Here is a 21,155-nt window from a genome sequence, read left to right as displayed (position 1 = left end):
GCGACCGGCCGCAGCGCTCGGCAGGATGGGCGTAGACACGGACTGGACAGAGGAGCAGGTTGATGGCGAGCGTCGACAGCTTCGGTGCCAAAGGTGCACTCGAGGTCAACGGGCAGTCGTACGAGATCTTCAGGTTGGCGGGCATCGAGGGTGCGGACACGCTGCCGTACTCGCTGAAGGTCCTGCTGGAGAACCTGCTGCGCACCGAGGACGGCGCGAACATCACCGCGGACCACATCCGCAAGCTCGGCAGCTGGGACCAGAACGCGGCTCCCGACACCGAGATCCAATTCACCCCGGCGCGGGTGATCATGCAGGACTTCACCGGCGTGCCGTGCGTGGTCGACCTGGCCACGATGCGCGAGGCGGTCGGTGAGCTGGGCGGCGACCCGACCAAGATCAACCCGCTGGCGCCGGCCGAGCTGGTCATCGACCACTCCGTCATCATCGACGTCTTCGGCCGCCAGGACGCGTTCGAGCGCAACGTCGAGCTGGAGTACGAGCGGAACCGCGAGCGCTACCAGTTCCTCCGCTGGGGCCAGACCGCGTTCGACGAGTTCAAGGTCGTCCCGCCGGGCACCGGCATCGTGCACCAGGTGAACATCGAGCACCTGGCCCGGACGGTGATGGTCCGCAACGGCCAGGCGTACCCCGACACCTGCGTCGGCACCGACAGCCACACCACGATGGTGAACGGTCTGGGCGTGCTCGGCTGGGGCGTCGGCGGTATCGAGGCCGAGGCCGCGATGCTCGGCCAGCCGGTGTCTATGCTGATCCCGAAGGTCGTCGGCTTCAAGCTGACCGGGTCGGTGCCGGCCGGCGCGACCGCGACCGACGTCGTGCTGACGATCACCCAGATGCTGCGCAAGCACGGTGTGGTCGGCAAGTTCGTCGAGTTCTACGGCGACGGCGTCGCGGCGGTCCCGCTGGCGAACCGCGCCACCATCGGCAACATGAGCCCGGAGTTCGGCTCCACCTGCGCGATCTTCCCGATCGACGACGTCACGCTCGACTACCTGCGGCTCACCGGCCGCTCGGACGAGGACGTCGCGCTGGTCGAGGCGTACACCAAGGAGCAGGGCCTCTGGCACGACCCGGCCGTCGAGCCGCGGTACTCCGAGTACCTCGAGCTGGACCTGTCCACCGTCGTGCCGTCCATCGCCGGCCCGAAGCGGCCGCAGGACCGCGTCGAGCTGAGCGAGGCGAAGGAAGCCTTCCGCGGCGCGCTGACGGACTACGCGACCGAGGAGCTGGACGTCGACCCGTCGGAGCTCGGCAGCTTCCCGGCCAGCGACGCGCCCAACGGTCACGGCAACGTGAACGACGAGCCGCACGTCCCGCACGGCGGTCCCGGCCGTCCGTCGAAGAAGACCACGGTCAGCCTGGACGGCCAGGAGATCGAGCTCGACCACGGCCACGTCGTGATCGCGTCGATCACCTCCTGCACCAACACCTCGAACCCGTCGGTCATGCTCGCCGCCGCGCTGCTCGCGAAGAACGCGGTCGACAAGGGCCTGGCGTCGAAGCCGTGGGTGAAGACGTCGCTCGCGCCGGGGTCGAAGGTCGTCACCGACTACTACGAGAAGGCCGGCGTCACGCCGTACCTGGAGAAGCTCGGCTTCCACCTGGTCGGGTACGGCTGCACCACCTGCATCGGCAACTCCGGCCCGCTGCCGGAGCCGGTCTCGGCCGGGGTCCAGGAGGCCGACCTGGCCGTCGTCTCGGTGCTGTCGGGCAACCGGAACTTCGAGGGCCGGATCAACCCGGACGTGAAGATGAACTACCTGGCCAGCCCGCCGCTGGTGATCGCGTACGCGCTCGCCGGGACGATGGACTTCGACTTCGAGACCGATGCCCTGGGCAAGGACCAGGACGGGAACGACGTGTTCCTGCGCGACATCTGGCCGACCGCCGAGGAGGTCGAGGCCACGATCGCGAGCTCGATCAACAAGGAGATGTTCACCAAGGACTACGCCGACGTGTTCGCCGGTGACGAGCGCTGGAAGTCGCTGCCGACGCCGGAGGGCAAGACGTTCGCGTGGGACGCCGAGTCGACGTACGTCCGGAAGCCTCCGTACTTCGAGGGTATGGCGAAGGACCCGGCTCCGGTCACCGACATCGCCGGTGCCCGCGTGCTGGCCAAGCTGGGCGACTCGGTCACCACCGACCACATCTCCCCGGCCGGCTCGATCAAGGCGGACAGCCCGGCGGGCAAGTACCTCGCCGAGCACGGTGTCGACCGCAAGGACTTCAACTCGTACGGCTCCCGCCGGGGCAACCACGAGGTGATGATCCGCGGCACGTTCGCCAACATCCGCCTGCGCAACCAGATCGCGCCGGGTACCGAGGGCGGCTTCACCCGCGACTTCACCAAGGACGACGCGCCGGTCACCACGATTTACGACGCCGCCCAGGCGTACGCCGAGCAGGGCACGCCGCTGGTGATCCTGGCCGGCAAGGAGTACGGCTCGGGCTCGTCGCGTGACTGGGCCGCCAAGGGTACGGCGCTGCTCGGTGCGAAGGCCGTCATCACCGAGTCCTTCGAGCGCATCCACCGGTCGAACCTGATCGGCATGGGCGTCCTCCCGCTGCAGTACCCGGAGGGTGAGACCGCGGAGTCGCTCGGCCTGACCGGCGAGGAGACCTTCGACATCTCCGGTGTCACGGCGCTGAACGACGGCGACGTCCCGCGCACGGTGCACGTCAAGGCCACGTCGCCCGACGGTGCGGTCACGGAGTTCGACGCGGTCGTCCGCATCGACACCCCGGGCGAGGCCGACTACTACCGCAACGGCGGCATCCTGCAGTACGTGCTGCGTTCGCTGATCGCGGGCTGATGGAGCCTCGTACCGGCGAGGACGACGGCGTCGTCCGCGTCTGGTACGACGAGGAGGGCTGGGGCGTCGTGGACTGCCTCAGCACTCCCGGCGGGTGCTGGACCCACTTCTCGGTCATCGAGGCCGACGGGTTCCGGTCGCTGACGCCGGGCGCCCAGGTCCGCGTGCGCTGGGAGTCGCCAGGCCAGGACGGCTATGACTACCGCGCCGAGTGGGCCAGGGCCGTCTGACAACGTGGTCCAGGAAACCTGTCGGTGGCTCGCGGTTTACTGACCTCATGACCGAGCCGCGCGCCGTCGTACGGGCAGCCTGTGCCGAGTACGGCGAGGACACCGTGATCGACTGGTGCGTCGAGTTCCTGACCGGGGCGATCCCGGGCGAAGCGGCGTACGGCGAAGAACTGCCGAAGCTGATCGCGATCACCGGGTCGGACAACCCGGGCGGCTGGAAGTCGCCGGTCGATCCGGTCAACTATTACTGGATCCGGGTCTGGGCCGCCCGGGTGTTCCTGTATGTCTGGCGGGACGACGTGGTCGAGGCGCTCCAGGTCGCGGCGACCGATCCAGCCTGGCGCGTCCGCGAGCACGTCGCGCGGATCACGGCGCAGCGTGAGCTCGGCCAACTCGTCGACGCCCTCCTCCCGATGCTCGACCACGAGTTGCCACGGGTGCGTGCGGCGGCTGTCCGCGCGGTCGGCGCCGCGGGAGAGTACGAGCACGCCGACGCGATCCGCCCGCTGGCCGACGACCCCGACCGGACCGTCCGCGCCGCCGTCGAACGCGCGCTCGTGAAACTGGAGGAACGCCTTGACCGAGCTGTCCGGTGACCGCGGCTACCCGGCCGCTGCGGCTGGGCCCAGCGGGACGATCTCTGCGCGCCGTGCGACGGTGAGCGATGGTGCTGCAGTGGGGGAGGTGCATGCCGCGTCCTGGGCAGCGGCGTATGCGCCGTTCTTCCCCGACGACGTGGCGCAGGAAGGCATCGCGAGCCGGCTGACCAGATGGCACGAGCGGCTCGCGACCGGCGACGGGGTCGTCATGCTCGGGTTCGTCGGCGAGCAACCGCTGGCGATGTCCTGGTCGAGCCAGTCGCACGCGCGCGCCGGGTTCGCGGAGATCCACAGCTTCTACACCCATCCGGACGGCTGGGGGAGCGGCGTCTCCGCGGCGCTGATGACGGCCACTCTGCAACGCCTCAAAGCCGACGGCTTCGACCGCGTCCATCTCTGGACCCTCAGAGACACACCACAGGCCCGCCGCTTCTACACAGGGAGCGGTTTTGTCGAGACCGGCGCCACACAGTCCCGCGACTTCGGCGACGGTACGCCGCTGCCACAGGTCGAGTACGAACGCGCCTGCTGAGACATCAGCGATCGATGTACATGTCATCGAGTGGCCATCTGGGTGTCAGCGCCCGCACATCGTTGGCGGAAACGGTCTGCGTATGGAGACCTCCCGTAGATCCGTCCTGAAAGCCGGTCTGGCTTCCACTGCGGCTGTGGCCGGCCTGACCTCGACCCTGACGACCCCGACCACCGCCGCCGCGGCACCGGTCCGCCAGGACCCGTTCACGCTCGGCATCGCCAGCGGCGACCCGTGGCCGGACGGCTTCGTGCTCTGGACCCGCCTGGCCCTCAACCCGGTCGCCGAGGACGGCCTCGGCGGTATGCCGAACCGCGCGTACGCCGTCCAGTGGCAGGTCGCGACCGACGAGCAGTTCAGCCGCGTCGTGAAGGCCGGTGTCGCGGTCGCCCGCCCCGAGCACGCGCACGCGGTCCACGTCACGATCCAGGGGCTGCAGCCCGGCCGCGAGTACTACTACCGCTTCCGCGCGGAGGGCTATGGCTCGCGCACAGGCCGGACGAGGACCGCGCCGGCGCGTGGGACGATGCCGCGGGAGCTGGCGATGTCGTTCGTGTCCTGCTCGCAGTTCGAGCACGGATGGTTCACGGCGTACCGCCGGCTCGCACAGGACCACCCGGACCTCGTGCTGCACCTCGGCGACTACCAGTACGAGTACACCAAGAACACGTACGTCGCTCCGGGCGGCAACGTCCGCGATCACGACGGACCCGAGACGACCGATCTGGCGTCGTACCGGCAGCGGCACGCGCAGTACAAGAGCGACCCCGACCTGCAGGCAGCGCACGCGGTCGCGCCGTGGGTGGTGGTCTGGGACGACCACGAGCTCGACAACAACTGGGCCGACGAGGTGCCGGAGAAGCCGGAGGACGGCTTCCTCGCCCGCCGGGCGGCGGCGTTCCAGGCGTACTACGAGAACATGCCGCTCCGCGCGTCCTCGAAGCCGCGCGGGATCGACCTGCAGCTGTTCCGGCGGGTGCACTGGGGTGAGCTGGCGACGTTCCACATGCTCGACACCCGGCAGTACCGCGACGACCAGGGCTGCGGCGACGGGTACAAGGACTGCCCGGCCGCGGTCGACCCGAAGCGCTCGATCACCGGTGCGCGGCAGGAGGAGTGGCTGCTCGACGGCTTCCGCCGGTCCGAGGCGCGATGGGACATCCTCGGTCAGCAGGTGTTCTTCGCGCAGCGCGACAACAACCAGGGTCCGTTGAAGGTGACGTCGATGGACTCCTGGGACGGGTACGTCGCCTCGCGCGATCGGATCACCCGCGGCTGGGTCGACGCCGGCGTCCGGAACCCCGTCGTACTCACCGGCGACGTCCACGCGCACTGGGCGTCGGACCTGAAGCTCGACTACGACGACCCGACGTCGGCCACGGTCGGCGCTGAGCTCGTCTGCTCCTCGATCACCAGCGGCGGTGACGGCGCCGACTCCGGCACGACGGCGCATCCGTGGCTCGCCTGGAACCCGCACCTGCGCTTCCAGAACAACCTGCGCGGGTACGTGAACACCACCATCACGGCCGAGTCCTTGGTCGCCGACTTCCGGACCGTCCGTTCGGTGAAGACCAAGGACGCCGAGGTCTTCACCCGGGCCCAGTTCACCATCGAGGACGGGAAGCCCGGTCTGAACCTGACCGGCGACAACCCACCCGCCGCCGCGCGCACGCTCGCGGCGTCTGCGCCGGCACCCACGCTCGACACCGTCGCCTGGGAGACCGCGCGACCGTAGACAGGACCCGGTGACCTCGGACAGCTGATGACCTGTCCGAGGTCACCGCACCCTGTCCGAGGTCAGTCGCCGAGGGCGGCGCGGAGCTTGCCGGCGTACTCCTCGGCCTCGGCGGTGTCGGCGTACTTCGTGCGCGGCCAGAAGAACCCGCGCAAACCGTCGCCCTTGGTCCGCGGCACCACGTGGACGTGCAGGTGCGGCACCGACTGCGACACGACATTGTTCACGGCGACGAACGACCCCTGCGCGTCGAACGCGGTCCGTACGGCGTCCGCGACCGAGCGGGCCGCTCCGAACAGCGGCACCACCAGCTCGTCGGACAGCTCGACCATCGTCGCGACGTGTGTCCGCGGCACGATCAGCGTGTGCCCCTTGAACACCGGCCGGATGTCCAGGAACCCCACGACCTCCGGCGTCTCCAGCACGAGCTGCGCCGGCGTCGTACCGGCGATGATGGAGCAGAAGAGACAGTCCGCCATGGGTTTCTCCTATGTCAAGCCGCGGCCGCGAGTCCGGTTGCGGTCGCGGTTGACGGGTTGTTCTTGAGGGTGTTGAACACGACTCGTGCGAGTCGTCGCTTGAGGCAGCGCAGGGCCTCGGTGGTGGAGTCGCCGGCCGCGAGGCGTTTGTCGTAGTAGGCCTTGCCGAGGCCGCCGAGACGGATCTGGGTGACCGCGATTCTGTGGAGAGCGGCGTTGAGTTGGCGGTTGCCGGATCTGTTCACCCGGACCCGGCCGGCGGTGCGGCCGGACCAGACAGGGATGGGAGCGACACCGGCGTGCATGGCGTACTTGGCCTCGTGGGGGAAGCGGGTGATGCCGGCGGTCTCGCCGACGATCTTGGCCGCGGTCAGGGTCCCGCAGCCCTCGAGTTCGAGCAGGGCCGGGGCCTGGACGGCCACCAGCGCGGCGATCTCGGTCTTGAGCGTGTTCACCCGTGCGGTGAGGGTCTCGATATCGGTGAGAAGTTCCCGGGCAAGCCGGGCGTCGATCCCGGACCGGTCTGCGAGCAACTCGGCCATGCATCGCCGGGTCTTGGCCCGGTTCAGCGATGCGGGCGCCGGATCGACGGTGGGGTCGATGCGGTGCAGGTGCCAGCGGAACCGGTTGACCACCTGGGTCCGCTGTGCGACCAGGTCGTCGCGGTGATCGACCAGCAGTTTCAGCTCCCGCGACGCCTCGTCATGCGCCGCGACCGGCAGATCCGGTTCGCGCAGCACTGCCCGCGCGACCGCGAGCGCGTCGATCGGGTCCGACTTTCCCCGGGTCCTGGCCGTGCGTCGCTGTTCAGCCATCAGCTTCGGCGGCACCCGCACCACATGCTGCCCGGCTTCGAGCAGATCGATCTCCAGCCGCGCCGAGAGATGCCGGCAGTCCTCGATTCCCCACCTGATCCCGGCCCCGCAACCATCCCCGCAACCATCCCCGCAACCATCCCCGGAATCCCCGGCGGCACCGAACTGGGCCTGGGCCCACCGCACCGCCTTGTCGTGCCCTGTGCTGTCGGCCCGCACCGTGAGCTGACCCAGCTTCTTGCCGGTCTCGTCGACCGCGACAAACGTGTGGCTGTGCTTGTGCACGTCGGCCCCAACAACCACCTGCGACGCCTGTGACAGCTGTGACACCATGGTGGTTGCCTCCTTTCACCCTGATCAGTGACTGGACGGTCGGACCGGCCGGCGGACACATCTCAGTGGGGGCGATGCCACGCTCCTATCAAGTCACGCCGGTCGGTCCCTTCACACCCGGCGCCGGCAAAACCCGTGGACGCCAACCCGCAGGCGGCAGCCAACCTAAGAGCCAGACACCGGATGCTCAGGATCCAACCACCGCGTGAGCGGCAGCATCACCCTGACACTGATGTCAACCTAGCTTCTCGTCGAGGAAGCACCAGCGCCACGTCTCGCCCGGCTCGAAGCTGCGCATCACCGCGTGCTTGGTCTGGTGGTGGTGCTTGCTGGCGTGCTTCATCACCGACGAGTCGCAGCACCCGACGTGACCGCACCCGAGACACAGCCGCAGGTGGACCCACGAGCCGCCTTCGGCGAGGCACTCCTCGCAGCCGTCCGGCGTGTTCGGCGCGACCACGACCGGAGCCTGCTCCAGGTGCTCGCAGGCACCACCCGGCGACACCTTCGGCCGCAGGTCCTCGGAGCGCCCGCCGACGTCGTCGTCCTCGTCGCGGTCGAGGATCGACTCCTCGATGTCGAGCGCGTTCTGCGCCCGCTGCAGTACTTCGTCCGCGACCATCCCCGCGTCGCGCACCTTCAGGATGTGCGCACGCTCCGCCTCCAGCATCGCGATCCGCAACCGCCGGTACGCCTCGCTGGGCGTCTCGTACTCGGTCTCGGGCCGCCCGAGCCGCTCCCACGCCGCCTGCGCTCTCGCCTCACCACGCTGGCGCAGGATGTCGAGAACGGCGGGCGGATCCGACGGCGTCGCGATCTCGTCGAGCTTCTCGATCGCGGCCCGATGAGCTCCCTGCAGTACGGCGGCCTCCTGCAGCGCGTCCTCGGCCGGGTCGGGACCCGGCAGCCGCAACCGCCGTACCAGCCAGGGCAGGGTCGACCCCTGCACGAGCAGCGTGCCCGCGGTGACGGCCAGCGCGATGAACACGAGAACCTCGCGATGCGGCGTGTCCTCGGGCAACGTGAAGACCGCCGCCAGCGTGACGACACCACGCATACCGGCCCACGACACGACGATCAGCGCCCGCCGCGAGACCGGTCCGGGACGCGACGGGCCCAGGAAGCGCCGGGACAGCAGGGTCGTCGGGATGACCCAGATCGGCCGCAGCAGCACCACCGCGACGAACACCGCGAGCGTCGTCGTCGCGATCAGCCAGGTCGGCAGCGGGCTCTCGGTGAGGTCGTCGAGGATCCACCGGGTCTGCAGGCCGATCAGCAGGAAGACCGTGTTCTCCAGCAGGAACTGGAACGTCCGCCAGTTCGTCCGTTCCGACACCCGCGACTTCGCCGACTGGATGATCGGCGCCTTGTGCCCGAGCAGCAGGCCGGTGACGACGACCGCGACGACGCCGGACGCGTGCACGTAGTGGTTCTCGGCCGCGATGTAGGCGACGAACGGCGCGGTGAGACTGAGGGTGGTGTCCAGCACCGGATCGGTGAACCGCCGGCGCATCTTCGCCAGCACGAACGTGACGACGACGCCGACCAGCACACCACCGCCTGCCGCGCGCAGGAAGTCCAGGCCGACGTGCAGCACGGTCGGGGCGACCACGGCGGCCGCGATCGCCGTCCGGAGGCAGACCAGCGCGGTCGCGTCGTTCAGCAGGCTCTCGCCCTCGAGGATCGTGACCACGCGGCGTGGAAGACCGACGCGCCTGGCGATCGCGGTCGCGGCGACCGCGTCGGGCGGCGCGACGACGGCGCCGATCGCGAACGCGGCCCAGAACGGCAACGGCTCCTGGCCGATCGACTCCGCGACCCGGCCGAGCAGCCACCACGTCACGACTCCGACGCCCAGTGCGGTGAACGCGACGAGGCCGACAGAGAGCTGCCCGATCGACCGCCGGTGCGTGGTGAAGTCGACGAGGCTGGTCTTGATCGCGGCCGAGTAGAGCAGCGGGGGCAGGAAGCCGACCAGCACGACCTCGGGCTCGAGCTCGACGCGGGGGACGAACGGCAGGTACGACGCGGCGATCCCGAGGACCACCAGCAGCAGGGGAGCCGAGATTCCTATCCGCCGCGCCAGCGCGGCACCGGCCGCGACGACAGCGACGAGGGCCACGACCTCGATCGCGATATGCACGCGCACAGTGTCGCAGCGAGCGTGCGGTTTCGGTCCATCGGTTCGCCGAAGGCTGACTCCGGGGTCTGGTCAGGTGCGGGCCGGTCCAATAGCGTGTGCGCAGCGGGATCCGTTGATCACCTGGAGTGACTGATGCGTCGTCGTGTGCTGGCTCTGTCCGCTGTGGTCGCTCTGTTGCTGTCGCCGGTCGTCCCGGCCGCCGCGGCGACGACCGTGACCAACGGCTGCGTCGCGTCGGTGCCCGAGCCGGGAACGACGACGCCTGTCCGGATCTGCTACTCGCTCTTCAAACCCGCTGCCGCGTCACCGCAGCAGACCGTGCCGCTGATCTTCCACAGCCACGGATGGGCCGGGAGCCGGACCACGGACCCGGCCGCGTTCAAGGTCTGGCTCGACGCCGGGTTCGGTGTGCTGAGCTTCGACCAGCGCAGCTTCGGCCAGAGCACCGGCGTCGCGCACGTGATGAACCCGGACTACGAAGGCCGCGACGTGGTGAAGCTCGTCGACCTCGTCGCGGGCCTGGACTGGGTGACGAAGCAGGGCCCCGGCGACCCGTTGATCGGCGCCACCGGCGGGTCGTACGGCGGCGGGTACCAGTTCGCCGGCGCGTTCACCGAGCTTCGCGACAGCGGCCGGACCCGCTTCGACGCACTCGCTCCGGAGATCACCTGGTGGGATCTCAAGGAGAGCCTCGCGCCGCAGGAGGCCGCCCGGACCATGTGGCTGTCGATCCTGTTCGCGGGCGGTGGCACGCACCTGCCGCCGGCCGTGTCGAAGTCGTTCGTGACACTGATCGCGACCGGCGCGTGGCCGCCCGGGAAGGAGGGACGTGACCTCGACGCGTTCTTCGCGAAGAACGGACCCGCCTGGCACGTGCGGCAAGGGCGCAAGCTCGACATCCCCGTGCTGATCGGTCAGGGCATCTCGGACAACCTGTTCAACCTCAACCAGGGCCTCGCGAACTTCGACCACGCGCTCACGTCCCGAGCGCGGTCCAAGTCGATCTTCGTCGGGTACAACGCCGGTCACACCCTGCCGAGCGTCGTACCGCCCGGCTACGCGACCGCGGGGGACCCGTGCTCGATCGCCCTCGGCTCGCCGTCGTTCTCCGACCTGTCGATCCGGTTCATGCGGCTGCGGCTCCTGAACCAGTCGACCGGCCTGTCCGGCTTCGGCGCGTACCACCTGTCGACCGCTGCCGGTCGTTGCCTCACACAACGGAGCCTGACGCCGAACAAGCGCTACCAGCTCGGCAAGATCGTCGCCTCGACCGGCGTCGGGCTGCCCGTCAACCTGCCGCTCGCCAAGGGCCCGATCACCGTCGCCGGCACGCCCACCCTGACCGCGAACGTCTACACCGTCATCCCGCGATCGGTCGCGTACTTCGCCCTCAGCGTCGGCAAGACCCCGCTGACCGCAAAGGTCGTGCAGAACAACACCATGCCGCTGCGCGAGCAGCAGACAGCACGCGGCGTACGGCGAACCATCGAGCTGCCCGCGATCGCTGTCGACGTCCCGGCCGGCCAGAACCTGTACCTGACCGTCACTCCCGTTGCCGACATGTACGCCGGCCAACGCGGCCCGCTCCCAGGAATGATGATGCTCAAGAACGGGGTGCTGAGGGTCCACTCAGCTCCGTAGCCTCCCGTGACGGCACCGCGTCAGGCAGGTGACGGGGCCGTGTCAGGACGGGACGCGAATCTTCTGGGCATGAACGAAGCCACTCTCACCACGTCCCGCCCGAAGTTCGTCGAGGTGCTCCTCGCCGACAAGCATTCGATCCCCTTGTCCATCGCGCTGCATCTGGTCCCTGGCGCGCTGATCGTCGCGGTCTACGCCTTCGTCGCGGCACCGCTCGTCCGGGCGATTGACTACCCGCCCTTCCTGGCCTGGGCGATCGCCTTGGCGGTGGTCCTCTTCCCACTCCTGCTGGGCATGTCCTGGCTGGGGAAGCAGGTCACCGGCCGCTACTGCCTGCGGGGCGGCGCCTTGAGGTACATGGACCGACCGGTCCCGCGAGGCAAGGTCAGCGCACTGATCGTCGGCTGCCTCGTGTGGATGACCGTCGTGTCGCTCTCGCTGATTCCGCTGGACAACCTGCTCTACGACACCGTCTTCTCGTGGATCAACTACGAGGGCACCGGCGACAGCGCCACGTCGTACCTGAACGGCTACTCGCAGCAGAAGCTCCTGACCACCCTGCTGATCTGCGGCCCGTTCACCGGCTGGTTCCTGCCGCTCATCGAGGAGTACTACTTCCGCGGATTCCTGCTGCCCCGCCTGCCGCAGCTGCGCGGATGGGCGCCGATCTTCAACGTGTTCTTCTTCTCGGTGTACCACTTCTGGGCGCCGTGGACGGTCCTGTCCAAACTCGTCTTCCTCTACCCGGGCGTCCACCTGGCCTGGAAGAAGCAGGACATCCGGATCTCGATCGGCATGCACCCCGGCTCCGCACTGCTGATGACCGTCGTCGGCGTCGTCGCCGTGGCGATGGGGCGGACCTCGCTGTAGCTATCTGACCCTGTCCAGATACGTCTTGTAGACGGTCAGGAACGGCTCGTCCGTGGCGACCGCGCCGACCAGCCAGTCGCAGGTCTCGCGCGCGGTCGCGATCACGTCGGCCGGGTAGCTGTACTTCACCTGGTGCTCGGCGAACTCGTCCTCGTCGTCGATGAACACCGTGCCGTCGCGGCGCTTGATCACGTCCAGGTCGAGATCGATCATCGTCACCACGTCGTCGGAGAACTCGACCGGCGTGGTGATGTCCGCGTAGATCAGCGTGTACCGCGGCTCGTCGTTGAAGATCGCCGTGAACCACTTGTCCCGCGGGAACAACTGCACGTGCGCCTGATCCTGCGTCACGACCGGCTCGTCACCCCGCTGCGCCACCGCCCCGGCCGGCGCCCCCAGCCAGACGCCGTACTCGTCCTCGCCCAGATAGCGCATCCACTGATGCCAATGCAGCTTCTCGTCGTACTTGCGGTACACCACCCGGACATCACGCATAACCCTCAACCTATCGGCCATCGGGTCAGCGGCGGTTGATCTGGGCCGTGATCGTGGGGTCCTCGATCGCGGTGTCGTTCGCGAGCAGGAACGCCTTGCTGAGGACCAGGCTCAGGACGGGGTCGTCGTCGAACGGGAGGAACAGCTTCTGCGCCTGGCCGTCGCGGGCGGCCACGATACAGAGGTACTGGTCGTTCGGTGACATGAGGATGTTCCCGCTGCCCAGGTGGATGCGGTACGTCCGCAGATCGCCGCGCACCGTGAGGTACCGGTCCTCGAACTCGCACCGGTCGGCGATGGCCAGCCGCGGGACGAGCTGTTGGAGCACCTCGCGGCGGATCTCGCCGGCCGCGGACAGCTCGCCGAACCCGAACGTGTGCCAGTACGCCTCGAAGCGGCGCTCGGTGCCGCGGTCGAGCCACTCTGGATCGGCACCGATCGACGTGACGCCGACGAACAGGTCGACGTCACGCAGCGCTTCGGTCAGCACGAGCGGTGGTACCGCGGTGAGCTCGAGAGTGTCATCGGTCCGTACGTCGACGAACCGCACCTGGTCGCTGGTGCAGTACGGGTAGAGATCGGTCGTGGTCGGCTCCTGGTCGTGGATCGGGTCGAAGTAGAACTCGGCGCGGATCCCGGCCCAGTCGAAGGTACGCCGGGCCACGCCGTTGTCGACGCCGTCGTCCCACCACGCGACAGCGACCGGGGACCATCCACGCCCCTTCATCAACGCGCGTGCCTGGACCTGTCCGAAGACGTGGCCGGCGAAGCGGTTCGAGTACACGCGGGTCTGTTCCTCCGCGGGCGTGAGTACGTAGAGCTCGCGGAACGCCTGCTTGAACGGCTGAACGAGCTGGTGCTCGAGCAGGTACCGTCGCCAGGCGCGTACGTCGTCCGCCGTGGCATGGATCGGGTGCCAGAGGCGCACGTCCGCGTCCGGTGGAAGCTCGACCTGCTCACCCGAACTCGTGACGGCGGTCCTGGCGTCGAGCGGAATGCCGACGACGTCCGGTCCTTCCGGCGTACTGAAGACCCAGACGAGTGTGCGCGTCATCCGGCCGGTGATCGGATGGTCCAGGTACCAGGTACGCCAGTCGTCGAGCGGCCAGCGGCGGTCCGTGGCCATCAGACCGTCCAGCCGCACCCGCTCGCCCGCGATCGTCTTGCGGATCGCCTTGAGCTCGTCGCGGATCGCCGCGAGCCCTTCGGCGTCGGCCTGCTTCACGTCGGGCGGTACCGATTTGCGCCGCGTCTGCTTCTCGTCGACGTACAACAACGCCGCTGTTCGTCCGTCCACGACGACCTCGGCCGATCCCCGCGACAGCGGTGCCCGGCGCGTGCCGTCAGCGTCGAGGTCATGGGTCTCGACGGCGCGTTCGAGCAGTTCGTCGCGGGTCATGCCCTGGGCGGAGGCCAGCGCTTCGATCGCCTTGCGGATCTGCTTCAGCAATGTCCCGTGGCGAACCGAACGCTCGAGCGCGAGCAGTTCGGTGATCGACGCCGGGGCACCGACGTCGGCCATCGCCTGCGCGGAGGAGTTGGCGAGGCGGAGGCTGCGGGGATTTCCGAACTGGCCCCCGATCACGGTCACCGTCTTCACCGCGAGCCGCCGGAGCTGCGGCAACAGCGAGGGGTCCCGCAACAACCCCGCGACAGCGACAACTCCACACAGGAAGGCCTCGTTGCCCGCGCCGGCGTAGCGGGGGACCGTGTAGGTGCGACCGTTGTGCGTGTACTCCGGGTTGGTGTCGGCCGCGTCGAGTGCTGCATCGAGGAGCCGACCGATCAGCGCCACAGGCTCGGACAAGTGGCCGGTCACGCGCCCGGCCTCGGTAAGCCACTTCTTCGACGGCCGCCCCTGGGTAGGGAACGCCGCCAGGAGATCGAGAACCGCAGCGCGCGTCTCCGTCGGTTCGCCGGCCGACTCGAACGCCTTGCGCAGGCGGAGGCCGATGTCGTCGCTCTCGTCGATCAGATCGAAGCGGATGCCCTCCCCGGGGCCCACGAGCTTCCGTAGTCTGGTCGCCGTCGCCGTGTCCCGAATCTCCTCGGCCGCGCGCTCGAGCAGGGGCTTCAACCGTTCCTGCTCCGCCTCCGGCAGCCCGGCGTAGGCGTGCTCGACCTGGCGGCTCACCGCCCGGAGAGCCTCGCTGCTCCACCATGCTTCGGGCTGTTCGAGGTTCCCGAGCCGTAGGCGCAGCAGTCGCTCGATGTGCTCCGCCGACAGCTGCAGGCGCTTCCGCGCGATGACCGACAGCAGTTGCACGCAGTAGTAGCTGTCGACCCGCTCGGACACGGTCAGGATGCATTCGCGTCGCAGCGCGTCCGGGGCCTGCAGGATCGCTTGGAGCTGCGGCAGCGCGCGAGCGTCCCCGTCGGCTGTCCACGACCGGCTGCCCAATGCCTTGAGTGCGGCGGCCACCAGTGCGGCGGCGTCGGCATCGCCTGGCTGCGTCATGTTCAGCCACCCACCAGCTGAACCAGGCGGACGAAGCGGATGTCGGAGTCCGCGGTCAGCTCGAGTTGCTCGTCGAGCTCGGTCACCTGCCGGTCGTCGACGAGCACGAAGAACCCGTTGCGCCCGAACGCCTCGATCGCCCGATCCGCCTGCCGCTCCCAGTCGAGCCGCCGCTGCTCCAGCAACCGGAACCCCTCTGCGGTCGGCAACCCGCCCTCGGGCATCACCAGGCCCCTGAAGACCGGCTGCGGAGCGGCGTTGAACCGCGCGACTTCCTCCCGGACACGCGTCCGCACGAGGTCGCGCAGCGTGATCCTGCTCGAAACACCTTCCAGGAGCGTCGTCGTACCGACCCGCCCTGCCCCCGACACATCGACGATCTTCACCGTGATCCCCACCGCGGCAGCATAGTCAGCCGACCGCCCGCCATGGGGCCGGAGGTTCTGCAACTTCATGCAACTTTGCTGTGAGGAGTGGACCAGTCGCCGCGGGCGACGGAGCATGGTGGGGTGCCGGCCCCATGGTCGTCATTGTGATCGGCCCTCGTCGGCTCAGGGGGGCTCCTAGCCGACGGGGGTCGTTCACGTCTCAGCTGCTCAGGGAGCGGATGAGTTCCAGATAGGGCTTGTACGCCGTCACGAACGGTTCCGTGGTGGTGATGGTGGCGGCGAGGTGGTCGCAGACCGCTCGCGCGGTGGCCACGACCTGGGGCGGGTAGTCGTAGCGGACCTGGTGCTCGTGGAACTCGTCCTCGTCCATCACGCGGACCGTTCCGTCGCGGAGCAGGCGGATGTCGAGGTCCAGGTCGACCGCGGTGACCGAGTCGACGCCGAACTCGGCCGGCATGGTGATGTCGCAGTAGATCGCGGTCTGGTGCGGCTCGTCGTTGAACAGGGCGCTCCACCACTGCCCGTGCGGGAACAGCCGGACCCGGTGGTGGTCGATCGTCCGCCAGCTGCCGTCGGCGACCTGTCCGCGCGTCCCGGGGACGGAGCCGACCCACAGGCCGTGCTCGTCCTCGCCGAGACGGACAGCCTCGACCAGGCGATGCGGTTGCCCGTCGTACTTGCGGAACAGGGTCCTCACCATGTCCATGCCGATCACCCTAAGTGAGACCGGCCACACGTCCGAACCAGCCACACCCGGCCGGCGTCTTGGAGTGTGAGATTGCCCAACCCCGGCCCGGCACGATCCCGCCGAGTTCGGAATCCGGGCAAGCCGTGCATAGACTCAAGCATTCGAGGACGACTGAGCCGTGACAGCGGGAGGAGCTCGATGCGCGTGCTGGAGACGGTAGGAGGGCCGGCGGACCTCAAGAAGCTGACCGATCAGCAGCTCGCCGATCTCGCGGCGGAGATCCGGGACGTTCTGGTGGAGACCGTGTCCCGGACCGGCGGTCACCTCGGCCCGAATCTCGGCATGGTCGAGATCACGCTGGCGATGCACCGCGTGTTCGACTCGCCGCGCGACCGCCTGGTGTTCGACACCGGCCACCAGACGTACGTGCACAAGCTGCTCACCGGCCGCGCCGGGCAGTTCGACTCGCTGCGCCAGCAGGGCGGCCTGTCCGGCTACCCGAGCCAGGCCGAGTCCGAGCACGACCTGGTGGAGAACAGCCACGCCTCCACCGCGCTCTCGTACGCCGACGGTCTCGCCAAGGCGTACCGCCTGCGCAAGGAGGACCGGTACGTCGTCGCGCTGATCGGCGACGGCGGCCTCACCGGCGGCATGGCCTGGGAGGCGCTGAACAACATCGCCGCGGCCAAGGACCTCAAGCTGGTCATCATCGTCAACGACAACGGCCGCTCGTACAGCCCGACCGTCGGCGGTCTCGCCACGCACCTGACCAGCCTGCGCACCAACCCGCGGTACGAGAAGATCCTCGACCTGATCAAGAAGAACCTCGGCCGGACGCCGTACGTCGGACCGCCGATGTACGAGGTGCTGCACGGCGTGAAGAAGGGTCTGAAGGACATGCTCGCCCCGCAGGGCATGTTCGAGGACCTCGGGCTGAAGTACGTCGGCCCGGTCGACGGGCACGACCGGCAGGCGCTCGAGGACGCGCTGCGCAACGCGAAGTCCTTCGGCGGCCCGGTGATCGTGCACGCGGTCACCCAGAAGGGCTTCGGCTACCCGGCCGCCGAGCAGGACGAGGAGGACAACTTCCACCAGATCCGCCCGGCCAACAAGCCGCGCGGCTGGACCGACGTGTTCTCCGACGAGCTGGTGAAGATCGGCCACCGCCGCCCGGACGTGGTCGCGATCACCGCCGCGATGCTGCACCCGACCGGCCTGGCCGCGTTCGCCGACGAGTTCCCGGACCGGACCTTCGACGTCGGCATCGCCGAGCAGCACGCGGTGACCAGCGCGGCCGGCCTGGCGATGGGCGGCATGCACCCGGTCGTCGGCCTGTACGCCACCTTCCTGAACCGAGCGTTCGACCAGCTGCTGCTGGACGTCGCCCTGCACAAGTGCGGCGTGACCTTCGTCCTCGACCGGGCCGGCGTGACCGGTGACGACGGCGCCAGCCACAACGGCATGTGGGACATGTCCATTCTCCAGGTCGTCCCGGGCCTCCGTCTCGCCGCGCCGCGGGACGGCAAGCGCGTTCAGGAGCTCCTCAACGAAGCGGTCGAGGTCGACGACGCCCCGACGGTACTGCGCTTCGCGAAGGGCGAGGTCTTCGAGGACATCGAGGCCGTCGACCGCATCGGGCAGCTCGACGTACTGAAGCGCCCCGCATCCGACGCGGCCAAGGATGTGCTGCTGGTCGGCATCGGTTCGATGGCGGCCACCGCGATGGACGTCGCGCAGCGCCTCGAGGCGCACGGCTTCGGCGTCACGGTGGTGGACCCGCGCTGGGTCAAGCCGGTGGACCCGAAGCTGGTCGAGCTGGCCGCGGACTTCACGCTGGTCGTCACGATCGAGGACAACGGTCGCGCAGGTGGCTGCGGCACGATGATCGCGCAGGCCCTGCGCGACGCCGGTGTTCGGACCCCGCTCCGCGATTTCGGCATCCCGCAGCAGTTCCTCGAGCACGCCAAGCGTGCCGCCGTACTGCAGGAGATCGGGCTGACCGGCCAGGAGGTTGCCCGCGAGATCACCGAGCAGCTCACCCGGCACGACAGCGACGCGCTGAACCAGCCGGACCCGGCCGGCGACCGCCCGAGTACCTAGCAGGGCATCATGGCGGAGGCAGGACGGCCGGCGCGTCACAGTAGGCACGCGGCCGCGCGGAAGCGATCTCGCGTCTGGCCGGTCCTGTTGTCGCTCGTGCTGGTCGCGGCAGCCGTCGGCGGTGGTCTCGCCCTGCACCGCTCGATTCAGGGCGCGGACGGTTCCGCCGACGCCGGCGTCAGCACGCCGGCGATCGATCTGGCCGCGCGGTCCGCGGCCGTGGACCAGGTGCTGAAGCGCCGCTCGCAGGCCGTGCTCACCGGCAACGAGCAGCAGTTCCTCGCCGACGTCGACCCCGGCAACACCAAGCTCCTCGCCGCCCAGCGCACGCTGTTCTCGAACCTTCGCCAGTTCGGTTTCGCCAACCTCGCCTACCAGCAGCTGGCCCAGCAGTACGACGACGCGATCGCGAAGAAGCACGGGCCGTCGACGTACCTGGTCGCGATCGCGATGACGTACCAGCTCCGGGCGATCGACACCGTGCCGGTGCGGGCGATGCTCGGCTACACCTTCACCCAGCGGCCGAACGGCTCCTGGATGCTCGTCTCCGACTCGGATCTCGACAAGCGCCTGCCTCGCGGCTCGCACGAGGAGGCCTGGGACACCGGGCCGGTCCTGGTGAAGCGGGCGCCGCGCGTGCTCGTGGTCGTCGAGCAGGGCCAGGAAGCGCTGGCGAACAAGCTCGTCACGATGTCGCGCAGCGCCGTGAACGCCGTGACGAAGCGCTGGCCCGGCGCGTGGAAGGGCGCCGGTGTGGTGATCGCGCTCGACGACAAGACCGTCCGCGGAGCCGACTACAGCCAGCCGAAGAACGCCGAGGACGCGCTGGCGATGGCGACCTGGGTCTACCGCACCCTGCCCGGCGAGGCCACCGGCGAGGGGGAGCGGGCCGACTCGTACGTCGTGATCAACCCGAACAACCGGGACAAGGTCGACGCCCGCACCCTCGCCCACGAGTTCACCCACGTCGCCACCGCGCCGTACGGACCGTATGCCCCGCGATGGCTCGTCGAGGGTGCGGCGACGTACGTCGAGTTCCTGCCGATGGACGGGCAGAAGGACCTGGCGATCCCGCAGTACCGGCTGGACGTGCGGACGAAGTACCTCGCGAAGGCGACGGGTCTGCCGGCCGACGCCACGTTCTTCGACCAGGCCGACAGCTCGTACCCGTTGTCCTGGCTGGCGCTCGACTACCTGTTCACCCGGTTCGGCGGGACCGAGGTCGGCACGCTGTACCGCGAGCTCGCCGCGCTCGGCTCGACCCAGAAGGAGCGTGACCGGATCATGCTCGAACACGTCGGGATGACCGAGGCGGGACTTTTCCGCGCCCTCAAGGCGGCAGCGGCAGCGTAGAGCGGCGGGTGTCGAGTAGGGTAGCCCGGCTGCGACCATCGGGTACTCGGAGGGAACGACCCGAAGTGAGCGAAACGACGCCCCGCCCCGCGCCCAGCGCCGGGTCCGGTCATGGGCCGGCCACCGGGCCCCGGCGCGTGCTGGGACTCCTGGTGGCGGTCGCGCTCGTGGCGGGCGGCGTCGCCTACACCGTTGAACAGCGCGAGCAGGACGCCCGCGCCCGCGCCGCCGCCACGCAGGTCACCACCCCGGCGCCTCCGCCGCCGAAGTCGACCAAGCAGACCCGGGCCGCCGCCGCGATCGCCGCGCGCCGGGTCGCCATCGACACCATCCTGATCCGCCGCGCGCAGGCCGTGCAGGCCGGCAACGAAGCGCTGTTCCTGACCGACGTCGACCCGGCCAACAAGCAGCTGCGCGCCGAGCAGAAGATCCTGTTCGCGAACCTCGTCGAGATCGGCTTCAGCGAGATCGGCTTCAGCCAGGCCGAGGAGCGCTTCAACCCGGCGGTCCTGCAGGCCCACGGAAGTACGACGTACCTGGTCCGGATCCTGATGCGGTACCAGATCCCCGCGGTCGACTTCACACCGGTCACGACCGAGCTCGGCTACACGTTCGTCGCCCGCGGCGGCCGGTGGCTGCTGACCGCCGACGACGAGCTGGACGAGGACCTCGGGCCGGGCGCGCACCGCGAGGCCTGGGACCTCGGCCGGATCGAGGTGCAGCGCGGGCCGCGGGTGCTGGTCGTCGTCGAGAAGGGCGACACCCGGCGCGGCCGCGCGATCGTCCGCGAGACGACCGAGGGTCTCGAGCAGGTGCTGGCGTACTGGCCGCGGAAGTGGACCGGTTCGGTGTTCGTGATCGCGCTCGACGAGACCGAGGTCCGCGACGCCCGGTTCGCCGACGAGGACATCGAGTCGGCGGCCAGCACCGGCACGACGTTCTCCTCGCTGCCCGGTCAGGACACCGCCGACGGAACCGTGGCCGGCGGGTACGTCGTGATCAACCCGAACGAACGCGACCGCGTCGACGAGATCCTGCTGTCGCACGAGCTCACCCACGTGGCGACCGCGGACCTCGGCGGGTACGAACCGCTCTGGCTGGCCGAGGGTGTCGCGGAGTACGTGTCCTGGAGCGGAATCGAGGCGATCGGCGGAGGGAGCGAAGTCGCCAAGTGGGAGCAGGAGGTCATCGACGACGCCGTACCGCAGATGACCTCGCTGCCGAGCGACGCCGGCTTCTACCAGAACTCCGCCGACGTGTACGGCGTGAGCTGGCTGGCGGTGCGCTACCTGGCGCAGCGGATCGGACTCGCCAAGGTCGAGGAACTGTACGCGGACATGGCGATGAACGGCATCGACCAGGCCGCGCGCGATCGCATCCTGCTGAGCCGTACCGGTCTCACCGAGGCGACGCTCTGGACGTCGCTGACAACATACGAGCCGCAACGTTGAGTGGCGG

The 21,155-nt window shown here is 69.2% G+C and carries 17 protein-coding genes; 10 read left to right on the top strand and 7 right to left on the bottom strand.

What is annotated here, in order from left to right; all coding sequences use genetic code 11:
- Positions 1-62 precede the first annotated feature (62 nt).
- The 5 genes from acnA to BJY22_RS29140 all read left to right on the top strand — a co-directional run bounded on the left by acnA (position 63) and on the right by BJY22_RS29140 (position 5,933).
- Entirely contained in the window at positions 63-2,837 is a 2,775-nt protein-coding gene (gene acnA / locus BJY22_RS29160; protein ID WP_167212950.1) for an aconitate hydratase AcnA, read from the top strand.
- Positions 2,837-3,067 carry a cold-shock protein gene (locus BJY22_RS29155; RefSeq protein WP_167212948.1) on the top strand — a complete coding sequence of 77 codons (231 nt, stop codon included), beginning with the start codon at positions 2,837-2,839 and terminating at the stop codon, positions 3,065-3,067. The genes acnA and BJY22_RS29155 overlap by 1 nt, the downstream gene beginning before the upstream one ends.
- A 47-nt stretch (positions 3,068-3,114) precedes the next feature.
- Positions 3,115-3,663 (top strand): HEAT repeat domain-containing protein, encoded by a 549-nt coding sequence (locus BJY22_RS29150; protein WP_167212945.1) that lies wholly within the window; start codon positions 3,115-3,117, stop codon positions 3,661-3,663.
- A 79-nt stretch (positions 3,664-3,742) separates the two neighbouring features.
- The gene (locus tag BJY22_RS29145) at positions 3,743-4,198 is read left to right on the top strand and encodes a GNAT family N-acetyltransferase (RefSeq protein WP_337759375.1); all 456 of its coding nucleotides are present in this window, start codon (positions 3,743-3,745) and stop codon (positions 4,196-4,198) included.
- Positions 4,199-4,334: 136 nt separating this feature from the next.
- The gene (locus tag BJY22_RS29140) at positions 4,335-5,933 is read left to right on the top strand and encodes an alkaline phosphatase D family protein (protein ID WP_337759374.1); all 1,599 of its coding nucleotides are present in this window, start codon (positions 4,335-4,337) and stop codon (positions 5,931-5,933) included.
- A 62-nt stretch (positions 5,934-5,995) separates the two neighbouring features.
- On the opposite strand, the gene BJY22_RS29135 is transcribed toward BJY22_RS29140, so the two are convergent.
- From BJY22_RS29135 to BJY22_RS29125, 3 genes are all read right to left on the bottom strand, one after another.
- Complete coding sequence (locus BJY22_RS29135) at positions 5,996-6,412, bottom strand: HIT family protein (protein WP_167212940.1); 417 nt, start codon at positions 6,410-6,412, stop codon at positions 5,996-5,998.
- A 14-nt stretch (positions 6,413-6,426) separates the two neighbouring features.
- Positions 6,427-7,560 carry an IS110 family RNA-guided transposase gene (locus BJY22_RS29130; RefSeq protein ID WP_167205815.1) on the bottom strand — a complete coding sequence of 378 codons (1,134 nt, stop codon included), beginning with the start codon at positions 7,558-7,560 and terminating at the stop codon, positions 6,427-6,429.
- 235 nt (positions 7,561-7,795) lie between these two features.
- Positions 7,796-9,703 carry a Na+/H+ antiporter gene (locus tag BJY22_RS29125; protein WP_167212938.1) on the bottom strand — a complete coding sequence of 636 codons (1,908 nt, stop codon included), beginning with the start codon at positions 9,701-9,703 and terminating at the stop codon, positions 7,796-7,798.
- A gap of 132 nt (positions 9,704-9,835) precedes the next feature.
- Here BJY22_RS29125 and BJY22_RS29120 point away from each other — a divergent pair, with 132 nt between their 5' ends.
- On the top strand, positions 9,836-11,344 hold the full coding sequence (locus BJY22_RS29120) for an alpha/beta hydrolase (protein WP_167212936.1): 1,509 nt from the start codon (positions 9,836-9,838) through the stop codon (positions 11,342-11,344).
- Between the two features lie 69 nt (positions 11,345-11,413).
- A complete protein-coding gene (locus BJY22_RS29115; RefSeq protein ID WP_167212933.1) occupies positions 11,414-12,214 on the top strand; it encodes a CPBP family intramembrane glutamic endopeptidase in 801 nt (266 codons plus the stop codon).
- Here the strand turns inward: BJY22_RS29115 and BJY22_RS29110 are convergent, their stop codons facing one another.
- From BJY22_RS29110 to BJY22_RS29095, 4 genes are all read right to left on the bottom strand, one after another.
- Positions 12,215-12,709, bottom strand: coding sequence for a DUF402 domain-containing protein (locus tag BJY22_RS29110; protein WP_167212931.1), 495 nt, complete (start codon positions 12,707-12,709; stop codon positions 12,215-12,217).
- Positions 12,710-12,734: 25 nt separating this feature from the next.
- A complete protein-coding gene (locus tag BJY22_RS29105) occupies positions 12,735-15,167 on the bottom strand; it encodes a DUF4132 domain-containing protein (RefSeq protein WP_167212929.1) in 2,433 nt (810 codons plus the stop codon).
- 2 nt (positions 15,168-15,169) lie between these two features.
- Positions 15,170-15,565, bottom strand: coding sequence for a hypothetical protein (locus tag BJY22_RS29100; protein WP_202891307.1), 396 nt, complete (start codon positions 15,563-15,565; stop codon positions 15,170-15,172).
- Positions 15,566-15,755: 190 nt separating this feature from the next.
- A complete protein-coding gene (locus BJY22_RS29095) occupies positions 15,756-16,262 on the bottom strand; it encodes a DUF402 domain-containing protein (protein WP_238350491.1) in 507 nt (168 codons plus the stop codon).
- 180 nt (positions 16,263-16,442) lie between these two features.
- Between BJY22_RS29095 and dxs the strand changes: the two genes are divergently transcribed.
- The 3 genes from dxs (at position 16,443) to BJY22_RS29080 (ending at position 21,148) form a co-directional block, all read left to right on the top strand.
- Complete coding sequence (dxs, locus tag BJY22_RS29090; protein WP_167212927.1) at positions 16,443-18,344, top strand: 1-deoxy-D-xylulose-5-phosphate synthase; 1,902 nt, start codon at positions 16,443-16,445, stop codon at positions 18,342-18,344.
- Between the two features lie 9 nt (positions 18,345-18,353).
- A complete protein-coding gene (locus BJY22_RS29085; protein ID WP_167212924.1) occupies positions 18,354-19,697 on the top strand; it encodes a hypothetical protein in 1,344 nt (447 codons plus the stop codon).
- A gap of 65 nt (positions 19,698-19,762) precedes the next feature.
- Complete coding sequence (locus BJY22_RS29080; RefSeq protein ID WP_167212921.1) at positions 19,763-21,148, top strand: hypothetical protein; 1,386 nt, start codon at positions 19,763-19,765, stop codon at positions 21,146-21,148.
- Positions 21,149-21,155: the final 7 nt, after the last annotated feature.

This window comes from Kribbella shirazensis (genome assembly GCF_011761605.1).
GTDB lineage: Bacteria > Actinomycetota > Actinomycetes > Propionibacteriales > Kribbellaceae > Kribbella > Kribbella shirazensis.
The sequence above is the reverse complement of the archived record's forward strand: the minus strand, read 5'-3'. Positions and strand labels throughout refer to the sequence as shown.

Excerpts from the sequence above, each read along its gene's own strand:
- acnA (WP_167212950.1), top strand. The coding sequence starts at position 63 with ATGGCGAGCGTCGACAGCTTCGGTGCCAAAGGTGCACTCGAGGTCAAC.
- BJY22_RS29155 (WP_167212948.1), top strand. The coding sequence starts at position 2,837 with ATGGAGCCTCGTACCGGCGAGGACGACGGCGTCGTCCGCGTCTGGTAC.
- BJY22_RS29150 (WP_167212945.1), top strand. The coding sequence starts at position 3,115 with ATGACCGAGCCGCGCGCCGTCGTACGGGCAGCCTGTGCCGAGTACGGC.
- BJY22_RS29135 (WP_167212940.1), bottom strand. The coding sequence starts at position 6,412 with ATGGCGGACTGTCTCTTCTGCTCCATCATCGCCGGTACGACGCCGGCG.
- BJY22_RS29130 (WP_167205815.1), bottom strand. The coding sequence starts at position 7,560 with ATGGTGTCACAGCTGTCACAGGCGTCGCAGGTGGTTGTTGGGGCCGAC.
- BJY22_RS29120 (WP_167212936.1), top strand. The coding sequence starts at position 9,836 with ATGCGTCGTCGTGTGCTGGCTCTGTCCGCTGTGGTCGCTCTGTTGCTG.
- BJY22_RS29115 (WP_167212933.1), top strand. The coding sequence starts at position 11,414 with ATGAACGAAGCCACTCTCACCACGTCCCGCCCGAAGTTCGTCGAGGTG.
- BJY22_RS29110 (WP_167212931.1), bottom strand. The coding sequence starts at position 12,709 with ATGCGTGATGTCCGGGTGGTGTACCGCAAGTACGACGAGAAGCTGCAT.
- BJY22_RS29105 (WP_167212929.1), bottom strand. The coding sequence starts at position 15,167 with ATGACGCAGCCAGGCGATGCCGACGCCGCCGCACTGGTGGCCGCCGCA.
- BJY22_RS29095 (WP_238350491.1), bottom strand. The coding sequence starts at position 16,262 with ATGGACATGGTGAGGACCCTGTTCCGCAAGTACGACGGGCAACCGCAT.
- dxs (WP_167212927.1), top strand. The coding sequence starts at position 16,443 with ATGCGCGTGCTGGAGACGGTAGGAGGGCCGGCGGACCTCAAGAAGCTG.
- BJY22_RS29085 (WP_167212924.1), top strand. The coding sequence starts at position 18,354 with ATGGCGGAGGCAGGACGGCCGGCGCGTCACAGTAGGCACGCGGCCGCG.